17 protein-coding genes are annotated in these 17,418 nt (G+C 69.9%); 10 read left to right on the top strand and 7 right to left on the bottom strand.

All coding sequences use genetic code 11. The features are described 5' to 3' along the window. Window positions 1–149: 149 nt before the first annotated feature. The 5 genes from ACTMSW_RS22555 to ACTMSW_RS22535 form a co-directional block, all read right to left on the bottom strand. Window positions 150–1,886 carry an ABC transporter substrate-binding protein gene (locus tag ACTMSW_RS22555; protein WP_441182664.1) on the bottom strand — a complete coding sequence of 579 codons (1,737 nt, stop codon included), beginning with the start codon at window positions 1,884–1,886 and terminating at the stop codon, window positions 150–152. A gap of 92 nt (window positions 1,887–1,978) precedes the next feature. Then, window positions 1,979–2,965 carry an ABC transporter permease gene (locus ACTMSW_RS22550; protein WP_441182663.1) on the bottom strand — a complete coding sequence of 329 codons (987 nt, stop codon included), beginning with the start codon at window positions 2,963–2,965 and terminating at the stop codon, window positions 1,979–1,981. Between the two features lie 9 nt (window positions 2,966–2,974). Then, the gene (locus ACTMSW_RS22545; RefSeq protein WP_441182662.1) at window positions 2,975–3,982 is read right to left on the bottom strand and encodes an ABC transporter permease; all 1,008 of its coding nucleotides are present in this window, start codon (window positions 3,980–3,982) and stop codon (window positions 2,975–2,977) included. Further along, entirely contained in the window at window positions 3,979–5,052 is a 1,074-nt protein-coding gene (locus ACTMSW_RS22540) for an ABC transporter ATP-binding protein (protein WP_441182661.1), read from the bottom strand. The genes ACTMSW_RS22545 and ACTMSW_RS22540 overlap by 4 nt, the downstream gene beginning before the upstream one ends. Then, window positions 5,049–6,104 (bottom strand): ABC transporter ATP-binding protein, encoded by a 1,056-nt coding sequence (locus ACTMSW_RS22535; RefSeq protein ID WP_441182770.1) that lies wholly within the window; start codon window positions 6,102–6,104, stop codon window positions 5,049–5,051. The genes ACTMSW_RS22540 and ACTMSW_RS22535 overlap by 4 nt, the downstream gene beginning before the upstream one ends. Window positions 6,105–6,363: 259 nt before the next feature. Between ACTMSW_RS22535 and ACTMSW_RS22530 the strand changes: the two genes are divergently transcribed. The 6 genes from ACTMSW_RS22530 (at window position 6,364) to ACTMSW_RS22505 (ending at window position 13,921) form a co-directional block, all read left to right on the top strand. Then, window positions 6,364–6,912, top strand: coding sequence for a Uma2 family endonuclease (locus ACTMSW_RS22530; RefSeq protein ID WP_441182660.1), 549 nt, complete (start codon window positions 6,364–6,366; stop codon window positions 6,910–6,912). A 33-nt stretch (window positions 6,913–6,945) separates the two neighbouring features. After that, window positions 6,946–8,382 carry a TldD/PmbA family protein gene (locus tag ACTMSW_RS22525; protein ID WP_441182659.1) on the top strand — a complete coding sequence of 479 codons (1,437 nt, stop codon included), beginning with the start codon at window positions 6,946–6,948 and terminating at the stop codon, window positions 8,380–8,382. Further along, the gene (locus ACTMSW_RS22520) at window positions 8,379–9,800 is read left to right on the top strand and encodes a TldD/PmbA family protein (RefSeq protein WP_441182658.1); all 1,422 of its coding nucleotides are present in this window, start codon (window positions 8,379–8,381) and stop codon (window positions 9,798–9,800) included. The genes ACTMSW_RS22525 and ACTMSW_RS22520 overlap by 4 nt, the downstream gene beginning before the upstream one ends. Before the next feature lie 282 nt (window positions 9,801–10,082). After that, window positions 10,083–10,895 carry a hypothetical protein gene (locus ACTMSW_RS22515; protein ID WP_441182657.1) on the top strand — a complete coding sequence of 271 codons (813 nt, stop codon included), beginning with the start codon at window positions 10,083–10,085 and terminating at the stop codon, window positions 10,893–10,895. A gap of 12 nt (window positions 10,896–10,907) precedes the next feature. Further along, window positions 10,908–12,857 carry a fumarate reductase/succinate dehydrogenase flavoprotein subunit gene (locus ACTMSW_RS22510; protein ID WP_441182656.1) on the top strand — a complete coding sequence of 650 codons (1,950 nt, stop codon included), beginning with the start codon at window positions 10,908–10,910 and terminating at the stop codon, window positions 12,855–12,857. Then, complete coding sequence (locus ACTMSW_RS22505; RefSeq protein WP_441182655.1) at window positions 12,857–13,921, top strand: succinate dehydrogenase/fumarate reductase iron-sulfur subunit; 1,065 nt, start codon at window positions 12,857–12,859, stop codon at window positions 13,919–13,921. Before ACTMSW_RS22510 ends, ACTMSW_RS22505 begins: the two co-directional genes overlap by 1 nt. A 155-nt stretch (window positions 13,922–14,076) precedes the next feature. On the opposite strand, the gene ACTMSW_RS22500 is transcribed toward ACTMSW_RS22505, so the two are convergent. Further along, entirely contained in the window at window positions 14,077–14,526 is a 450-nt protein-coding gene (locus ACTMSW_RS22500) for a (deoxy)nucleoside triphosphate pyrophosphohydrolase (RefSeq protein WP_441182654.1), read from the bottom strand. A 183-nt stretch (window positions 14,527–14,709) separates the two neighbouring features. On the opposite strand from ACTMSW_RS22500, the gene ACTMSW_RS22495 reads away from it, so the two are divergent. Next, window positions 14,710–15,012: a 4a-hydroxytetrahydrobiopterin dehydratase gene (locus tag ACTMSW_RS22495; protein WP_441182653.1), complete on the top strand. Its 303-nt coding sequence runs from the start codon at window positions 14,710–14,712 to the stop codon at window positions 15,010–15,012. Window positions 15,013–15,163: 151 nt separating this feature from the next. After that, complete coding sequence (locus tag ACTMSW_RS22490; RefSeq protein ID WP_441182652.1) at window positions 15,164–15,484, top strand: hypothetical protein; 321 nt, start codon at window positions 15,164–15,166, stop codon at window positions 15,482–15,484. An 81-nt stretch (window positions 15,485–15,565) separates the two neighbouring features. Here ACTMSW_RS22490 and ACTMSW_RS22485 read toward each other — a convergent pair whose 3' ends face one another. After that, window positions 15,566–15,967 carry a VOC family protein gene (locus ACTMSW_RS22485; protein ID WP_441182651.1) on the bottom strand — a complete coding sequence of 134 codons (402 nt, stop codon included), beginning with the start codon at window positions 15,965–15,967 and terminating at the stop codon, window positions 15,566–15,568. Window positions 15,968–16,080: 113 nt separating this feature from the next. Here ACTMSW_RS22485 and ACTMSW_RS22480 point away from each other — a divergent pair, with 113 nt between their 5' ends. Continuing rightward, entirely contained in the window at window positions 16,081–16,992 is a 912-nt protein-coding gene (locus tag ACTMSW_RS22480) for a LysR family transcriptional regulator (protein ID WP_441182650.1), read from the top strand. Window positions 16,993–17,002: 10 nt separating this feature from the next. Next, window positions 17,003–17,365 carry a PH domain-containing protein gene (locus tag ACTMSW_RS22475; RefSeq protein WP_137776404.1) on the top strand — a complete coding sequence of 121 codons (363 nt, stop codon included), beginning with the start codon at window positions 17,003–17,005 and terminating at the stop codon, window positions 17,363–17,365. Window positions 17,366–17,418: the final 53 nt, after the last annotated feature.

The following is a 17,418-nucleotide window of genomic DNA, read 5'->3' as shown; positions in this document are numbered from 1 at the left end:
GGAAGGGCCCCCACTTAACGTCTCCGGTAGAGGAAGGGCCCCCTGTTAACACCCGAGCGGCACGAGCACCGGCCCGCTCACGCGGCACCCGCAGAAGGGCCCCCGGTCGACGACGTTGTCGACCGGGGGCCTGCTTGCCGGGGTGCCGGCTACTGCTTGACGTGCACGTTCACGAAGGACGGGTACCCGAAGATGCTGGAGATGAAGATCCCGCCCACCTTGGACCCGTGCAGGTAGTAGCCGTTCTCCACGAAGAGCGGCACCGCCGGGGCGAGCTCCTTCATGATCCGCTGGTCGAGCTTGGCCCACTCCTTGCCCTGCTCGGCCACCGGCAGCGTGAGCACCCGGTCGAACTCCTTGTTGATCTCGTCGTTGTTGACGTACGAGGTGTTGCTGTTGCTCTCGGCCTTGATCGTCCGGCCGTCGAAGAGCACCGGCAGGATGGCCGCGCCGCTGGGCCAGTCGGCGGCCCACTGGTCGGTGTACAGGTCGTACGGGTTGTTCTTCTTGCCGACCTCGTCGAGCTTGGCGTCGGTCGGGATCGTCTTGATCGTGATCTTGAAGCCGGCCTTCTCCAGGTTGCCCTTGAGCTGGGTGGCCAGTTCCGGCGAGTCGTCGCTGATGCCGAGCACCAGCTCCGGCGTCTTGCCGGCGAGCAGCTCCTTGGCCTTGTTGACGTCGCCCGACGGGCCGGCCGGGTAGGCGTCGTACTTCTCGTAGCCGATCGTCGACGGCGGCATCAGGGTGGTGACGGCCCGCGCGGACGCCTCACCGCCGTACGCCTTGACGAAGCCGTCCCGGTCGATCGCGTAGTTCAGCGCCTGCCGCACCGACAGGTCGGTGACCCGGGAGGTGTTGATGGTGAGCCGCCAGAGGCTGGGCGTCGGGCCCTGCACCGAGCGCGGCTTGAGGGCGGCGTCACCGGTGACCTTGGCGACCAGGGCGGAGGGAACGCCGTTCCAGGCCAGCGCCGCCTGGTCGTCACCGTTGTCGGCGATGACCCGGTTGGCGCCCGCCTCCGCGTCCGGGCCGAAGTTCCAGACGATCCGGTCCGGGTACGCGTGCCGCACCGGGTCGGTGTTCGCGTCCCAGTGCTCGTTGCGCTCCATGACCACCTCGACACCCGCGGTGTTCTTGGTGATCTTGTAGGGGCCGGACGAGAACGGCTGGTTGTCCAGGTTGACGCCGGTGTCCTTGTCCGCCTTGAGCGGAGCCGTGTACGGCAGGGAGACGGCGAACGGCAGGTCGCAGTGCGGCTTGGCGAACTCGAACCGGAGCGTCTTGGCGTCCGGCGTGGTCAGGCCGGGCGGCAGCGACGTCTTGTTCGCCTTGAAGTTCCACTTGGTGTCGTACTGCGGGGTGTCGGCCAGCCACTCCTGGAGGTACGTGGGGCCGCCGGTGAGGTCCGGGTCGAAGGACCGGGCGATGCCGTACGCGATCTCCTTGGAGGTGATCGGGCTGCCGTCCTCGAACTTCACCCCATCCTTGATCTTGAACTCCCAGACCTTGCAGTCCGAGTTCACGTCCGTGCCGGGCGTCTCGGCCAGGTCGCCGACCAGGGTGACCTTGCCGGAGCCGTCGTCCTTGAACGTGGTCAGGAAGCGGCTGTAGAGCGGGGCGTTCATGAGACCGGCGAACGAGTAGACCCGCTGCGGGTCCATGTGCGAGATCTTGGTCTCCCGGATCACCCGGAAGGTCCCGCCCTTGGCTGCGCCGGGGACCTCCGCCGCCGGGCCCATCGACTCCTTCGGGTCGGTGGCGATCGACCCGCTCTGCACGCGGTCGGCATCGGTCGTGCCACCGGTGCCCTTGTTCTCGCTGCACGCGCCCATGACCACGAGCAGTGCGAGCGCTCCGCCAGCGGCGGTTGCCCTCTTCAGGCGCATCTCGCGCCCTCCTTCTCGTCAGAAGTAGAAAACCTGCGATCTATGTAGCAGAGGCTGGAGGAATCCTCCATGCCCCGACCGGACCCGATGCCCTATCGCAACCGGACGCGGGGGTCGATGGCGGCGTACAGCAGGTCGACCACGATGTTCGCGACCACGATGAAGACCGCCGACACCAGCACGGTCGCCATGATGGTCGGCAGGTCACCGGCACGGACGGCGTCGATCGCCGTACGGCCCAGGCCCTGGATCCCGAAGGTGGTCTCCGTGATCACCGTGCCGCCCAGCGCGCCTCCGACGTCGAGGCCGGCGATGGTGACGACCGGCGTGATGGCGGCGCGCAGCGCGTGCCGCCCGTACACCGTCCGTTTGGGCATGCCCTTCGCCCGCGCCGTCCGGACGAAGTCCTCCGACAGCGTCTCCAGCATCTGCGCCCGGGACAGCCGGGCGTAGATGGCGGCGAAGAGGAAGGCGAGCGACACCCAGGCCAGCACCAGCCCGCTCGCCCATTTGAGGGGATCGTCGAATATCGACGTGTAGCCCGGCACCGGCGTGAGCCCCAGGTTGTACGTGAAGATCAGCAGCAGCACCGCACCGACGAAGTAGAGCTGCATCGACGCCCCGGTGAGGGCGAAGCCGATGGCGAACTTGTCCACCCACGTGCCGCGCCGCAACGCGGAGACCATGCCCAGGCCGACCCCGAGCAGCAGCCAGAGGATCGCCGCCGGGATCACGATGCTCAACGTCACCGGCAGCACCCGCGTCAGGGTGTCGGTGACGGCCTCGCTGTTGACGTAGGAGTAGCCCAGGCACGGGGCCTCGCACCGGCCGCCCTGGGAGCTGCCCAGGTCGCGGCCGGTCACGATGCCCTTCATGTAGTTGGCGTACTGGGTGACCAGCGGGTCACGCAGGCCGAGTTCCTCGCGGACCCGCTCCAGCCGCTCGGGGTTGCAGTTCTTCGGGCACATGCCGCTGACCGGGTCGCGCGGAAGACCGAAGAACATGAGGAAACTGAGCACGCTCACCGCGAAGAGGGTGAGCACGGCGGTGAGCAGTCGCCGGACCAGGAATCGTGTCATCGCACACCCCTACCGGGAGGACTTCGGGTCGAGCGCGTCGCGCAGCGCGTCACCGAACAGGTTGAAGGCGAGCACCAAAAGGAAGATCGTCACGCCGGGGAAGAGGACGTACGCCGGATCGGTCTGGAGGTACGGGATGCTCTGGAAGATCATCCGACCGAAGTCGGCGGTGGGTTCGAGGATGCCGATCCCCAGGAAGGACAGCGCGGCCTCACCGGTGATGTACTGCGGCACCGCCAGGGAGAACGCGACCAGGATGGGCGCCCACAGGTTCGGCAGCAACTGGCGGAACATGATGTGTCCCAGCCCGGCGCCGCTGGCCCGGGCCGCCTCCACGAACTCCCGTTCGCGCAGCGAGATCACCTGGCCCCGGACCAGCCGGGCGGTGCCGGTCCAGCTGAAGACCGCGAAGATCGCGATCAGCACCGTGACCTGGAACCACGCCGGAACCTCCTCCCGGGCGCCGTAGAAGCGCAGCGCGACGGTCGGCACCACGGCCAGCGCGAAGATCAGGAAGGGCAGGGCGAGCGCCACGTCGGTGATCCAGCTGAGCACGGCGTCGACGGCCCCGCCGAGGTAGCCGGCGAGAATGCCGGTGATCACGCCGATCGTCGTCGTGACCAGGGCGGCGGCGAACGCGATGAACAGGGACGTCCGCATGCCGTAGATCATGCGGATGAAGATGTCCCGGCCCAGTCGGGGCTCCAGCCCGAACCAGTGGTCCCCGGTGATGCCGCCCGCGTAGCCGAGCGGCATCCCGTTCCCGTCGAGCAACTGCTGGAACTGCTCGTTCGGGCCCACCCCGTACAGCCTGGAGATCAGCGGCGCGGCGAGAGCCACGGTCACGAGGACGACGAGCACGACTCCGCTGACCATCGCGGTCCGGTCGCGCCGCAGCCGGGCCCAGGCCAGTTGCCCTGGTGACCGACCGACGAACGTCTTCCGCTCCTCGGGACTGACCGCGGGTTCGGATGTGATCTCCGCCCGGGCCTCGCCCTCCACCGGCGACAGGCTCATCTCGCCACCTCCTCGACGGCGTCCGTGCCGGTCGCGTCGGTACCGGCGGTGAGGGGCCCGGTTTCGGGGAAGTGGCAGGCGGTGGCCTGGTGTCCGCCGTCGCGGGAGGTGAGGGTGGGTTCGTCGGTGGCGCAGATGTCGCGGGCTTTCCAGCAGCGGGTGCGGAAGCGGCAGCCCGAGGGTGGGTCCAGGGGGGTGGGAACGTCGCCGGTCAGGCGGATGCGTCCGGCGGGGCCGAGGCGGGTCACGTCGGGGATCGCCGACAGCAGTGCCCGGGTGTAGGGGTGCTGGGGGCGGTGGTAGATGTCGTCGCGGTCGCCGATCTCGACGATCCGCCCCAGATACATGACCGCGACGCGGTGGCAGAAGTGCCGGACCACGGCCAGGTCGTGGGCGATGAACACGAACGCCAGGTCGAGGTCGCGTTGCAGGTCGCGTAGCAGGTTGACCACCTGGGCCTGGATGGAGACGTCCAACGCCGAGACCGGTTCGTCGGCCACGATCAGCTTCGGTCGCAGCGCCAGAGCCCGGGCGATACCGATGCGTTGCCGCTGACCGCCGGAGAACTCGTGCGGGTACCGGTTGTAGTGCTCGGGGTTCAACCCGACCAGTTCCAGCAGCTCCTGCACCCGCGCCTTCACCCCACCCGGTGGGGTGATCCCGTTGACCTGCAACGGCATCGCCACGATCCGCCCCACGGTGTGCCGCGGGTTCAACGACGCGTACGGGTCCTGGAAGATGATCTGCAGGTCCTGCCGCAACGGCCGCAACTGACGCCGTCCCGCCCGGGTGATGTCCCGCCCCGCGAACTCGATACTGCCGGCGGTGGGCTCCAGCAACCGCACCAGCATCCGACCCATGGTGCTCTTCCCACAACCGGACTCCCCCACCAGGCCCAGCGTCTCACCCGCCCGCACCTCGAAGTCCACCCCGTCGACCGCCCGCACCAACCCCGAGCGACGCAACCCCTCACGCACCGGAAAATGCTTGGCCAACCCCCGCACCCGCAACAACGGCTCATCGGTGGACCGCCCCGGCACGACAGCGTCCAACGGCTCGACGGTGCTCATCGTGCGACCCCCACCCGGGCGACGTCCTCGGCGTACAGGCGGGTCCGCTCGTCGGCCGACAGGTGACACGCCACCAGGTGGCCGGGCGCTCCCGCCGCACGCAGCTCCGGCACCTGCGTGCGGGACCGGTCACCGTTGCGGCCGGCGTACCGGCACCGCGGATGGAAGGCACACCCCGGAGGCAGGTCGATCAACGACGGAGGGTTACCCGCGATCGGCACCAGGTCCGCGTCGGCGTCGCCGTGCAACGACGGCACGCTGGAGAGCAACCCCCACGTGTACGGGTGCTGCGGCCGACGCAACACCTGCTCCACACTGCCGGACTCGACCGCCCGCCCGCCGTACATCACCAGCATGTCGTCGGCCACCTGGGACACCACACCCAGGTCGTGCGTGATCAGGATGATCGCCGAGTGGAACTCCGCCTGGAGGTCGGCCAGCAGGTCCAGGATCTGCGCCTGCACCGTCACGTCCAACGCCGTGGTCGGCTCGTCGGCGATCACCAGATCCGGATCGTTGACCAGGGCCATCGCGATCATGGCGCGCTGCCGCATTCCGCCGGAGAACTCGTGCGGATACTGCTCGAAGCGCCGCGCGGGCTGCGGGATCCCCACTCGACCCAGCATGTCCACCGCACGCCGACGCGCCTCCCGTCGACCAGCCCTCGGATGGTGCACCCGATACGCCTCCGCGATCTGCCGCCCCACCGTGTAGTACGGATGCAACGCCGACAACGGATCCTGGAAGATCATCGCCACGTCCCGCCCGCGCAGCCGGCGTACCTCCTCCTCCGGCAGGCCGACCAGCTGGCGGCCTCCGACGGAGATCTCGCCGGTGACGGTGGTGCGCTTCGGATCGTGCAGGCCGAGGATGGCCAACGACGTCACGCTCTTGCCCGACCCGGACTCCCCGACGATGCCGAGGGTCCGTCCCCGCTCGACGGTGAACGACACTCCGTCGACCGCGCGGACCACGCCGTCCTCGGTGTCGAAGCGCACCCGCAGGTCGTTGACCCGCAGGTAAGGGCCGTCGCCGGAGCGCGGCTCCGGCACGGCGGGGCGGTCCGGATTGCCGGACGGCGTCGACTCGGGGCTGTCCACGACCGCCTCCCTCCGTGAGATGTAGGGAACCTACAACAGAAACCAGAGGGTGAAAATAAGCTACATCTGGCGGCCTGTCAGCGGGCCACAGCGTAACGACTCGACAACGCCTCAGGCACCCCCCGAACACCGCCGACAGGGCCGGACCGTGGGTGCGACGATGGTGGCGACAGGCAGGAGAGGATTTCCGCTCGGCGAGGTGGAGGTGACCATGACCGCGGCGGTGTTCGACCACGAGGGTCCGTGGACCGAGGAGGAGTACCTCGCCCTCGGCGAGACATCCCAACGCGTCGAACTCTTCGACGGGAGCCTGCACATGACCCCAGCCCCCACCCCGCGCCACCAGCGCATCTCCCGCAGATTGGGCAACATCTTCGAGGCCGCCACCGGTCCGGTCGGCCTGGAGCTGCTGGAAGCCGTGAACGTCCGGCTCCGGCCGGGTCGGGTTCCTGTTCCGGACCTGGTCGTCACGACCCCGGTCGATCTCGACGAGGTGTACGTCGAGGCGGAATCCGTCCGCCTGGTCTGCGAGATCGTCTCTCCCGGCAACGCCGCCACCGACAAGGTGCTGAAGATGCACTACTACGCCGCTGCGGGTATCGACTGGTTTCTCCTGGTCGATCAGGTGACCGGCGCGCTGCACCTGCACCGACGCCAGGGGCGCCACTACGTCGAGCATGCCTCGGCGAAACGCGGTGAGACGTTGGAGCTGACGGAGCCGGTACGGACGTCGATTCGACCGGACGAGCTTCTCGCCTGACGGATGTCGGTGTGCTCGCCTAGGGTCGGGCGCATGAGCGAGTTCGACGCGGCGTCGGCCGCTGTGCAGGCCGCCCTCGACGCCGGAGCACGGTACGCCGACGCCCGCGTCATGCACCGCCGCTACGAGTCGATGTCCGCGCGTAACGGCGACATCGAGGAGCTGACCCAGGACGAGAGCATCGGGCTGGGCGTCCGGGCACTGGTCGGGTCGAGTTGGGGCTTCCACGCCGTACCCGACCTCTCGGACGCCGCCGCCCGCGACGTCGGCCGACGGGCCGCACGGATCGCCGCCGCGAGCGGGCGTGTCCCCGGCCCGCCGATCGACCTGGTCCCCGGCACGGCGGCGGTGGCGAGCTGGGCCTCTCCCTGCACGGTGGACCCGCTCGGCGTCGCGCTGTCGGCCAAGGGTGACCTGCTCGTCGAGGCCACCAGGACGAGCGTCGACCACGGGGCCGACCTCGCCGAGGGGCTCTACCAGATCTGGGACACCGCCAAGTGGTTCGTCTCCAGCGAGGGCCACCGGATCGACCAGCGCATCCGGGAGTGCGGGGGCGGCATCTCGGCGACCTCCATCGGCGACGGCGAGACCCAGCGCCGGTCCTACCCGAGCTACCGGGGCCAGTACGGCACCACCGGCTGGGAGCTGGTGGAGTCGCTCGACCTGGCCGCGCACGCCGCGGAGATCGCCGACGAGTCCCGGGCGCTGCTGACCGCGCCGCTCTGCCCGGCCGGCGAGACGGACCTGATCCTCGGCGGCGAGCAGCTCGCACTCCAGATCCATGAGTCGGTCGGCCACGCCATCGAGCTGGACCGGATCCTCGGCTGGGAGGCCGCGTTCGCGGGTACCTCCTGGTTGGACCTGGCCCAGCTCGGCTCGCTGCGCTACGGCTCCGACCTGATGACGATCACCATCGACCCGACCATCCCGGGCGCGCTGGGCAGCTTCGGGTTCGACGACGAGGGCTCCCCGGCGATGAAGCGTGACGCGGTCCGCGAGGGGCGCTGGGTGGGTGTCCTCGCCGGCCGCGACTCGGCCTCGGTGGCCGGTCTCGACCACGGCGGCAGTGTCCGCGCCGACGGGTGGGCCCGGCTGCCGATGGTGCGGATGACCAACGTCGGCCTGGAACCGGGCCCGCACACGCTGGAGGAGATCATCGCGGCCACCGACGACGGGGTGCTGATGGATCTCAACCGGTCCTGGTCCATCGACGACAAGCGGCTCAACTTCCAGTTCGGCTGCGAGGTGGGCTGGGAGGTCAAGAACGGGAAGCGGGGCCGGATGCTGCGCAACCCGACGTACACCGGCATCGGCCCGCTCTTCTGGCGTTCGATGGACATGCTCTCCGGCGAGACGGTCGCCTGGGGCACACCGAACTGCGGCAAGGGCCAGCCCGGCCAGGTCGGGCACACCGGGCATCCGGCGGCTCCGGCCCGTTTCCGCAACGTCCGGGTGGGGGTGCGTGCATGACGGAGCTTGACCTCGCGAGCCAGGTGGTGGAGCTGGTCCGTCGCCTCGGTGGGCCGAGCACGGAGGCCGAGGCGACGGTGCTGCGCAGCGACCTGGCCCTGACCCGATTCGCCAACTCTTTCATCCACCAGAACGTCGCCGAGTCCGGCGTGTCGGTGCGGCTGCGGCTGCACGTCGACGGTCGCACGGCGGCCGGTGGCGGCAGCGTGGTCACCCCCGACGGCTTGCGGGCGCTGGTCGAGCGCACTCTCGCCGCCGCGCGGCTCTGCCCGCCGGACCCGGCGTGGCCGGGGCTGGCCCCGTCCGCGCCGACACCGTCCACCACGGCCTTCGACGAGGCCACCGCGTACGCGGACCCGGACGAGCGCGCCGAACGGGTCCGCGCCTTCGTCGCGGCGGCCGGCGGGCTGGAGACCGCCGGCTACTGCCGCACCGCGTACCGGTCGGCGGCGTTCGCCAACTCGACCGGCCATTCCGCGTCGGGCCGTACGGCCGAGGCGGCGATGGACGGGATCGCCCGCACCGGCAGCGCGGACGGGGTGGCCCGGTTGTGCGCGGACCGGCTCGCCGACCTCGACGGCGCGGCCCTCGGAGCGCGGGCGTCCGCGAAGGCTCGCGCCGCCGCCGACCCGGTCGAACTGCCACCGGGCCGGTACGAGGTGGTGCTGGAGTCGGCCGCCGTGGCGGACCTTCTCCAGAACCTCTCCTGGTACGGCTTCAACGGCAAGCGGTACGTCGAGCGCCAGTCCTTCGCGGAGCCGGGCGCGGCGCAGTTCGACCCGTCGGTGACCCTGGTGGACGACCCGCTCGGCGCCTCCGGGCTGCCCTTCGACGTCGAGGGCACCCCACGCGAGGCGCTGACCCTGGTGGACGCGGGGACCACCCGGGGCGTGACGCACGACCGGCGTACCGCCGCCGAGGTCGGTGCGACCTCCACCGGCCACGCCACGCCGGGTGCCGCCACCTGGGGGCCGATGCCCCGCAACCTGCGCCTGTCCACCGCCTCCGACGCCGACGCCCGGGCCGCGACGGACGCGCCCGGTGCGGCCGGCACGCCGTCCGGGGCGGACGGCCTCGCGGGAGCGGTGGCCGACGGGGACACCGCCGAGCTGCTGGCCGGGGTGCGCCGCGGCCTCCTGGTCAGCGACCTCTGGTACACGCGGGTCCTCGACCCGAAGACCCTGGTGGTCACCGGCCTGACGCGCAACGGGGTCTGGCTGGTCGAGGACGGGGTGGTCACCCGCGCGGTGCGCGACCTGCGCTTCACCGAGTCATATCCGCGGGCCCTCGGCCCGGGCGCGGTGCTGGGCCTGGGGCGGCACGCGGTGCGACAGCCGGACCGGTTCGACGGTGTCTGGTGGGAGGCGCCGTCGCTGCGGCTCGCGTCGTGGAACTTCACCGGCGGCGCCTCCGGCTGACCCGTCCGTCTGCGCAAGGGTCATCGACGTCCAGTGAACTTCTTAACATCCGGACATCGATCATCCCCTGAGGGGTTTTCCCCGCCCCGGACACACGGGACACTCCCTTGCGCGGACGGCTCGCAAAGATCGGCGTAACGTGTGTCACCTAGCTGCGCCGTATCACCGGCGCGGTCGTTGGTGTGCGCATGACGTTGGCAAGCGGGTGCGGGTTCGCCGGTCCGGTTGCCTACCGGAACTTGATCCGCCGCCCGTGAGGGCCCCGTCAGGGAGACGACTCGAATGACATCAACGGCAACGAAGCCGGGGGGAGCGCGTCCGCGCGCCGCCATCACGGCGAGGACGTTGCGTACGGACCGCTGGTGGGTTCAGCCCCTCATCATCGCCGCGATCCTGCTCTTCTTCATCGTCTACTCGACGATCCGCATCTTCATGGCGAAGTGGTACTACGTCGAGGACTACCACTACCTGACGCCGCTCTACTCGCCCTGCATCTCCAACGAGTGCGTGCCCGGCTCGGCGCACTTCGGCACCCCGCTCGGCGACTTCCCGTTCTTCATCCCGCTCGGGATCATCGCCTTCCCGATCGTGGCCGGCTTCCGGGTGACCTGCTACTACTACCGCAAGGCCGGCTACCGGTCGCTGTGGGCGTCCCCGCCGGCCTGCGCGGTGACGGAGCCGCACAAGTCGTACAGCGGTGAGACCCGGTTCCCCCTGTTCGTCATGAACTGGCACCGCTACTTCTTCTACCTCGCCGCGGTGATCCTGCTGGTGAACATCTACGACGCCGTCCTGGCGTTCCGGGGGCCGGACGGCGGTTTCGGCTTCGGCCTGGGCACCCTGATCATCCTGGTCAACATCGTGGCGCTCGCCGGCTACACGCTGTCCTGCCATGCGTGTCGGCACGTCGTGGGCGGCCGTCTCAAGCACTTCTCGAAGAACCCGCTGCGGTACCGCTTCTGGACCTTCGTGTCGAAGCTGAACGTCCGGCACGGCACGTTCGCCATGACGTCGCTGTTCACGGTGATCCTCACCGACTTCTACATCATGGCCGTCTCCGCCAACTGGTTCGACGACCTGCGCTTCATCAACTAGAAGGCCCCTGACATGACCACTACCACGCGAATCGAACGACACCACTACGACGTCGTCGTCATCGGGGCCGGCGGCGCCGGACTGCGGGCGGCGATCGAGGCCCGGCTCGCCGGCAAGAAGACCGCGATCATCTCGAAGTCGCTCTTCGGCAAGGCGCACACGGTGATGGCCGAGGGCGGCGCCGCCGCCGCGATGGGCAACGTCAACAGCCGGGACAACTGGCAGGTGCACTTCCGCGACACCATGCGCGGCGGCAAGTTCCTCAACAACTTCCGGATGGCGGAGCTGCACGCGAAGGAGTCGCCGCAGCGCATCTGGGAGCTGGAGACGTACGGCGCGCTGTTCGACCGTACGAAGGACGGCAAGATCTCGCAGCGCAACTTCGGTGGGCACGAGTACCCCCGCCTGGCGCACGTCGGCGACCGTACCGGCCTGGAGCTGATCCGCACCCTCCAGCAGAAGATCGTCTCCCTGCAGCAGGAGGACAAGCGGGAGCTCGGCTCGTACGACGCCCGGATCAAGGTGTTCGCCGAGACGACGATCACCGAGCTGCTGCTCGACGGCGACCGGATCGCGGGCGCGTTCGGCTACTACCGGGAGTCCGGCGAGTTCGTCCTCTTCGAGGCGCCGGCCGTGGTGCTGGCCACCGGCGGGGTGGGTCGGTCCTACAAGGTCACCTCGAACTCCTGGGAGTACACGGGTGACGGGCACGCCCTGGCGCTGCGCGCCGGCGGGACTCTGATCAACATGGAGTTCCTCCAGTTCCACCCGACCGGCATGGTCTGGCCGCCCTCGGTGAAGGGCATCCTGGTCACCGAGTCGGTGCGGGGTGACGGCGGTGTCCTCAAGAACTCCGAGGGCAAGCGGTTCATGTTCGACTACGTCCCCGACGTCTTCCGCAAGCAGTACGCGGACAACGAGGCCGAGGCCGACCGCTGGTACAAGGACCCCGACAACAACCGGCGTCCTCCGGAGCTGCTGCCGCGTGACGAGGTGGCCCGCGCGATCAACAGCGAGGTCAAGGCCGGTCGGGGCACCCCCGCCGGCGGCGTCTACCTGGACATCGCCAGCCGCCTGCCGGCCGAGGAGATCCGCCGGCGCCTCCCGTCGATGTACCACCAGTTCAAGGAGCTGGCCGACGTCGACATCACCAAGGAGCCGATGGAGGTCGGTCCGACCTGCCACTACGTGATGGGTGGCGTGGAGGTCGACCCGGACTCGGGCGCCGCCTTCGGTCACGTTCGTGGGCTGTTCGCCGCGGGTGAGGTCTCCGGCGGCATGCACGGCTCCAACCGGCTCGGCGGCAACTCTCTGTCCGACCTGCTGGTCTTCGGCAAGCGGGCGGGCGGCCACGCCGCGTCGTACGCCGATGGTCTGGGCGGGCGCCCGAAGGTGCCGGTGGCCGCGGTCGAGGCCGCGGTGGAGACGGCGCTGGCGCCGTTGCAGCGGGACACCGGCGAGAACCCGTACACGCTGCAGCAGGACCTCCAGGCGGTGATGGGCGATCTGGTCGGCATCATCCGACGGGAGGGTGAGCTGGAGGACGCCCTGGGCAGGCTGGCGGAGCTGCGCGAGCGGGTGGCCAAGGTGAGCGCGGCCGGTGGCCGGCGGTACAACCCGGGCTGGCACCTCGCCCTGGACCTGCGCAACATGCTGGTGGTCTCGGAGTGCACCGCGAAGGCGGCGCTGGAGCGGCGGGAGTCCCGCGGCGGGCACACCCGGGAGGACCACCCGGCGATGGACCCGGCCTGGCGGCAGGTCAACCTGGTCTGCTCGCTGGAGGGCGACACCGTACGCCTGGAGCGCAAGCCGCTGCCGAAGATGCGCCCGGAGCTGATCGGCCTCTTCGACCGCACGGAGCTGGGCAAGTACCTGACCGACGAGGAACTGGCGGAGTTCGACGCCCTCATCGCCACCGACGCCGCCGCCGCTGACGCCGCCGCCGAGAAGGAGAACCTCTGATGGGTACGAAGCGCCAGTTCCGCATCTGGCGGGGGGACGAGAGCGGCGGCGACCTGCAGGACTACACGGTCGAGGTGAACGAGGGCGAGGTGGTCCTCGACGTGATCCACCGCCTCCAGGCCACCGACGCGCCGGATCTCGCCTGCCGGTGGAACTGCAAGGCCGGCAAGTGCGGCTCCTGCTCGATGGAGATCAACGGCAAGCCGAAGCTCAGCTGCATGACCCGGATGTCGACGTTCACCGAGGACGAGACGATCACGGTGACGCCCCTGCGGACCTTCCCGATCATCCGGGACCTGGTCACCGACGTGTCGTTCAACTACGAGAAGGCGCGGGAGACGCCGGCCTTCGCGCCGCCGCCGGGCGTCGCACCGGGCGACTACCGCATGCAGCAGATGGACGTGGAGCGGTCGCAGGAGTTCCGCAAGTGCATCGAGTGCTTCCTCTGCCAGACCGTCTGCCACGTGGTCCGCGACCACGAGGAGAACAAGACGGCGTTCGCCGGGCCGCGCTACTTCATCCGGGCGGCCGAGCTGGACATGCACCCGCTGGACGCGCGGGACGACCGCAAGGAGTACGCGCAGGCCGAGCAGGGTCTCGGGTTCTGCAACATCACCAAGTGCTGCACGGAGGTCTGCCCCGAGCACATCAAGATCACCGACAACGGGATCATCCCCATGAAGGAGCGGGTCGTCGACCGCAAGTATGATCCCCTGGTGTGGCTTGGTAGCAAGATCTTCCGGAGGGGTCAGGTGCCTCAGACCAGCGTGACCAGCGGGCATTCCAGCGGCGCCGCGCACTCGGGCGGCGGGTCCGCCGGCGTGCACTCGCACGCGGGCGGTTCCCACGATCCACGGGCGGAGTCGCAGGCGCAGGCGGGTGTCAACTGGCACCGCGAGGTGCCGCACCCGACGGCTCCGGCGGTCGACGACCGCGGCCGGCTGCCCCTGACGGAACTCACCTTCGATCGCGCGGCGGCACCCTCGCCGTTCGGCGACGACGTGACCTTCCCGCTGCCTCCGGAGCACCTGAACTTCGCCCACCCGGAGCAGGACAAGCACTGACGGGCACAGACCCACGACGGGGGCCGCGGCTACACGCCGCCGGCCCCCGTTTCCGTACCACCCGGTCCGGCGCCGCGGGAAGCACGCTCCGACGGGGTGGCCTCGCGGGCGTTTCGCGGCCCCACCGTTCCCGTTCGGGCGTGATCCCGGCGCGGCTAGGAGTGGGACGCGGCGTCGAGGAGAGGGCGGAGGGCGGCGACGATCGGCGCGTCGGCGGGGAGCCAGGTGACCGAGTCGAGTTCGGCGGCGGAGAGCCAGCGCAGTGCCGAGTGCTCCAGGGCCTGCGGCTGGTCGTCGTGGAGCAGACGGGCCGCGTACACCTTGAGTACGGATCGGCCGTGGGCCATCCGGACGTTGCGCCCGACCCGCTCGCCGACCTCCACGCGTACGGCGAGTTCCTCGGCGCACTCCCGGGCCAGCGCGGCCGTCTCGCTCTCTCCCGGCTCGACCTTCCCGCCGGGGAACTCCCACATGCCCGCCACCTCGGGCGGCGCGGAACGGGCACAGGCGAGGACCCGCCCGTCCCTGATGATCGCCGCCCCGACGATGACCTTCAGGTCCCGTCGTTCCGCCTGCCTACCGCTGTTAGCCCGTTCGGTCCGCACGGCCGTCCAGCGTGCCAGATCAATAGGCGGTTTGGGTACCGTGACCGACCGTCAGGTCAGGAGAACCCGGAAGTGTGGGCGTGGACACACCGCCTGGCCGCCGACAGACTGTAGGACACCGACAAGACACGGGACGGCGACGATTTGGCCACAAGCCGGCAACGACGCCTGGGAGGTGCGGTGATGCGCGTGCTCTTCAGTGGCCGGGCCAAGCGTGACTACCTGAACGACGCTCTCACCCTACTCAACGGGTGGGTCCGTGAGGGAGAACAGATCAGTCGGACTCTGGTGATCGACGACGCACAGCACGCGGCCCTGACCGAGCGGGTCAAGGTGGTCGCCGACGCCCTGCGTGTCCGGCCGGAGATCAGCCGCCGGGCCGACCACACCCGGATCCGCGTCGGACACGTGAGCACTCCCCTGTCCGAGGGCGAGGTCCTGCTGGCCGCCCGCATCGAGGACGCGTACCGGGCAGTCATCTCCTGACCGATCCGGCGTCGGGAGCGCGGGCAGCCTGAAAAGAAACTGAGAATCTTGAGTTTCCCGGAAAGGCGCGAGGGTACTGATTCGGTGCGAGAGACGGACAACCGCCCGCACCAGGATGTAACCCCCATACCGCAGCTTTCTGGGAGCAGACATGACGACGCCGACCACCTCGAACCGCGTGACCGACACCGACCACGGGCACCACGACGTGCGCCGCCCGCACCGGCACGGCGACGAGACCAAGCCGTCCTGGAAGACCACCGAGCTGGCCGTCTACCTGCTGTCGGTCATCGGTGTCCTGATCGCCTCCAACGCCGTCGGTGACGGCGCCGCCGACAACGGCGGCGACTACTTCGCCGCCGACAAGGCGTGGTGGTACATCACCCTGCTGACCATCGGTTACCTGATCAGCCGGGGCCTGGCCAAGTCGGGCAGCCGCACCCCCGACAACGACCCGCGCACCGGCCGGTAGTCACGTAGCGACCCTGGAGCCCCGCCGAACCCCGGCGGGGCTCCGTCGTGTGTCCGCCGGGGTCCGGTCCCGGTGGCCGACTCAGGCGGGGACGTCCTGCGGGTACCAGCGAAGCTCCACCACGTTGCCGTCGGGATCGCGCACGTAGAGCGACGTGGCGCCGCCCCGGGCGCCGAACCGTCCGACCGGCCCCTCGACGACGGTGAAGATCCCCGAGTCGACCACCACCGCCCAGTCCAGCGGCGCGACGACCAGACAGATGTGATCGACGTTGGACTCACCCCGGTCCCGCCGGACGAGGTCGATGATGGTGCCGGCGTCGACGCGGACCGAGGGGAACGGCACCTGGCCGGCCCGCCACTCGTCGACGCGTACCGGGGTCAGGCCCAGCGGCCCGCAGTAGAAGTCGAGGGAGCGTTCGACGTCGGAGACGTTGAGCACGAGGTGGTCGAAGCCGGTGACGCGCAGGGGGTCCGTGGTCATCAGGATGCCTTCCGGTGGGTGCTGGTGTCATCCTCACGATCCGCTCTGCGGCGAGGCCGACCAAGCCGTGATCGGCATACGATCGTTGCCCGGGAGTCAACGATGGAGCGATCATGCTGGAGCGGTACGAGATCGAGGCCTTCCTGACGCTCGCCGAGGAGCTGCACTTCGGCCGTACGGGCATCCGCCTCGGAGTGACCACCGGCCGGGTCAGCCACGTGATCCGACGGCTGGAGCGGCGGGTCGGGGCACCGCTGTTCACCCGCACCAGTCGGGTCGTACGGCTCACCCCGATCGGCCGGCAGCTCGCCGACGACCTCGCGCCGCTCGCCGCCGCGATGGACGAGGCGGTACGCCGGGCCGTCGAGGCCGGACGCGGGGTGACGGGGAGCCTGCGGGTGGCCTTCCTCGGCGAGTGGACCGCGCCGGCCCTGCTCAAGGCGGTCACCCTCTTCGCGAAACGCCATCCGGAATGCGCCGTCGAGGTCCGCGAGGTGCAGCTCTACGACTCCCGGCCGAGCCTGGTGGACGGCTCGGTCGACGTGCTGCTGGCCGCGTACCCCTTCGACGGGATGGCGTGCGGCCCGGCGCTGCTGACCGAGGCGCGGGTCCTCGCGGTGGCCGCCGGTCATCCGCTCGCCCGGGAGGAGACCGTGTCCCTGGAGGTGCTGGGCGACCACCCGGTGGTGCAGTACCCGGCGGTGACGTCGGCGGCGTTCAAGCGCGACCGGACACCGCCGTGCACCCCGGGCGGGCGGCCGGTGCCGGCGGGGCCGGCCGGCAGCACCTTCTCCGAGATGCTGACGCTGGTGGCGATGGGGCGGGGCGTGCTGCCGGTGGGCGAGCACACCCGGCACTACTACCCGCGCCCCGACGTGGCGTACGTGCCGATCCGTGACGCGCCGCCGATCGAGCGAGGGCTGGTCTGGCGGGAGGACAACACCACGGAACGGGTCCGCGAGTTCGTCCGTGCCGCGAGCGAGGCCAACCGCCGCCCACCGGGGCGGCTGGTGTCCGGCACCTAGCCTGGAACGCATGGCGAACGCGACGTACGACCGCAAGGAGCAGTTCCAGCAGATCCAGAGCGGCCTGCTCGACGGTGAACAGATCATCGCCGTCTACGACGCCGTCGGTACCGGCACCGGTTTCATCGGCCTGACCGACCGGCGTGTGATCATCCAGGACCGCTCGTTCGTCGGCAAGCGGTACGCGATCACCAGCATCCCGTACTCGAAGATCACCAGCGTCAGTGTGGTCAGCAACAAGTCGTGGGGCGGCTCGTTCTTCTCCACCGGCGCCATCGCCATCCACGTCGGCACGCACACGTACGAGGTGGAGTTCCGCGGCGACCAGAAGAGCCACCACGTGCACAACGTGATCCTGCACTACATCAGCTGACCCGAAATGCGGTTGCCGGCGCGGTGCGGGCCCGGTTGGGTGGATGCCAGGAC

This window comes from Micromonospora sp. BQ11, assembly GCF_052068135.1.
Taxonomy (GTDB): domain Bacteria; phylum Actinomycetota; class Actinomycetes; order Mycobacteriales; family Micromonosporaceae; genus Micromonospora.
The sequence above is the reverse complement of the archived record's forward strand: the minus strand, read 5'-3'. Positions and strand labels throughout refer to the sequence as shown.

Excerpts from the sequence above, each read along its gene's own strand:
- ACTMSW_RS22555 (WP_441182664.1), bottom strand. The coding sequence starts at position 1,886 with ATGCGCCTGAAGAGGGCAACCGCCGCTGGCGGAGCGCTCGCACTGCTC.
- ACTMSW_RS22550 (WP_441182663.1), bottom strand. The coding sequence starts at position 2,965 with ATGACACGATTCCTGGTCCGGCGACTGCTCACCGCCGTGCTCACCCTC.
- ACTMSW_RS22545 (WP_441182662.1), bottom strand. The coding sequence starts at position 3,982 with ATGAGCCTGTCGCCGGTGGAGGGCGAGGCCCGGGCGGAGATCACATCC.
- ACTMSW_RS22540 (WP_441182661.1), bottom strand. The coding sequence starts at position 5,052 with ATGAGCACCGTCGAGCCGTTGGACGCTGTCGTGCCGGGGCGGTCCACC.
- ACTMSW_RS22530 (WP_441182660.1), top strand. The coding sequence starts at position 6,364 with ATGACCGCGGCGGTGTTCGACCACGAGGGTCCGTGGACCGAGGAGGAG.
- ACTMSW_RS22525 (WP_441182659.1), top strand. The coding sequence starts at position 6,946 with ATGAGCGAGTTCGACGCGGCGTCGGCCGCTGTGCAGGCCGCCCTCGAC.
- ACTMSW_RS22520 (WP_441182658.1), top strand. The coding sequence starts at position 8,379 with ATGACGGAGCTTGACCTCGCGAGCCAGGTGGTGGAGCTGGTCCGTCGC.
- ACTMSW_RS22515 (WP_441182657.1), top strand. The coding sequence starts at position 10,083 with ATGACATCAACGGCAACGAAGCCGGGGGGAGCGCGTCCGCGCGCCGCC.
- ACTMSW_RS22510 (WP_441182656.1), top strand. The coding sequence starts at position 10,908 with ATGACCACTACCACGCGAATCGAACGACACCACTACGACGTCGTCGTC.
- ACTMSW_RS22505 (WP_441182655.1), top strand. The coding sequence starts at position 12,857 with ATGGGTACGAAGCGCCAGTTCCGCATCTGGCGGGGGGACGAGAGCGGC.
- ACTMSW_RS22495 (WP_441182653.1), top strand. The coding sequence starts at position 14,710 with ATGCGCGTGCTCTTCAGTGGCCGGGCCAAGCGTGACTACCTGAACGAC.
- ACTMSW_RS22490 (WP_441182652.1), top strand. The coding sequence starts at position 15,164 with ATGACGACGCCGACCACCTCGAACCGCGTGACCGACACCGACCACGGG.
- ACTMSW_RS22485 (WP_441182651.1), bottom strand. The coding sequence starts at position 15,967 with ATGACCACGGACCCCCTGCGCGTCACCGGCTTCGACCACCTCGTGCTC.
- ACTMSW_RS22480 (WP_441182650.1), top strand. The coding sequence starts at position 16,081 with ATGCTGGAGCGGTACGAGATCGAGGCCTTCCTGACGCTCGCCGAGGAG.
- ACTMSW_RS22475 (WP_137776404.1), top strand. The coding sequence starts at position 17,003 with ATGGCGAACGCGACGTACGACCGCAAGGAGCAGTTCCAGCAGATCCAG.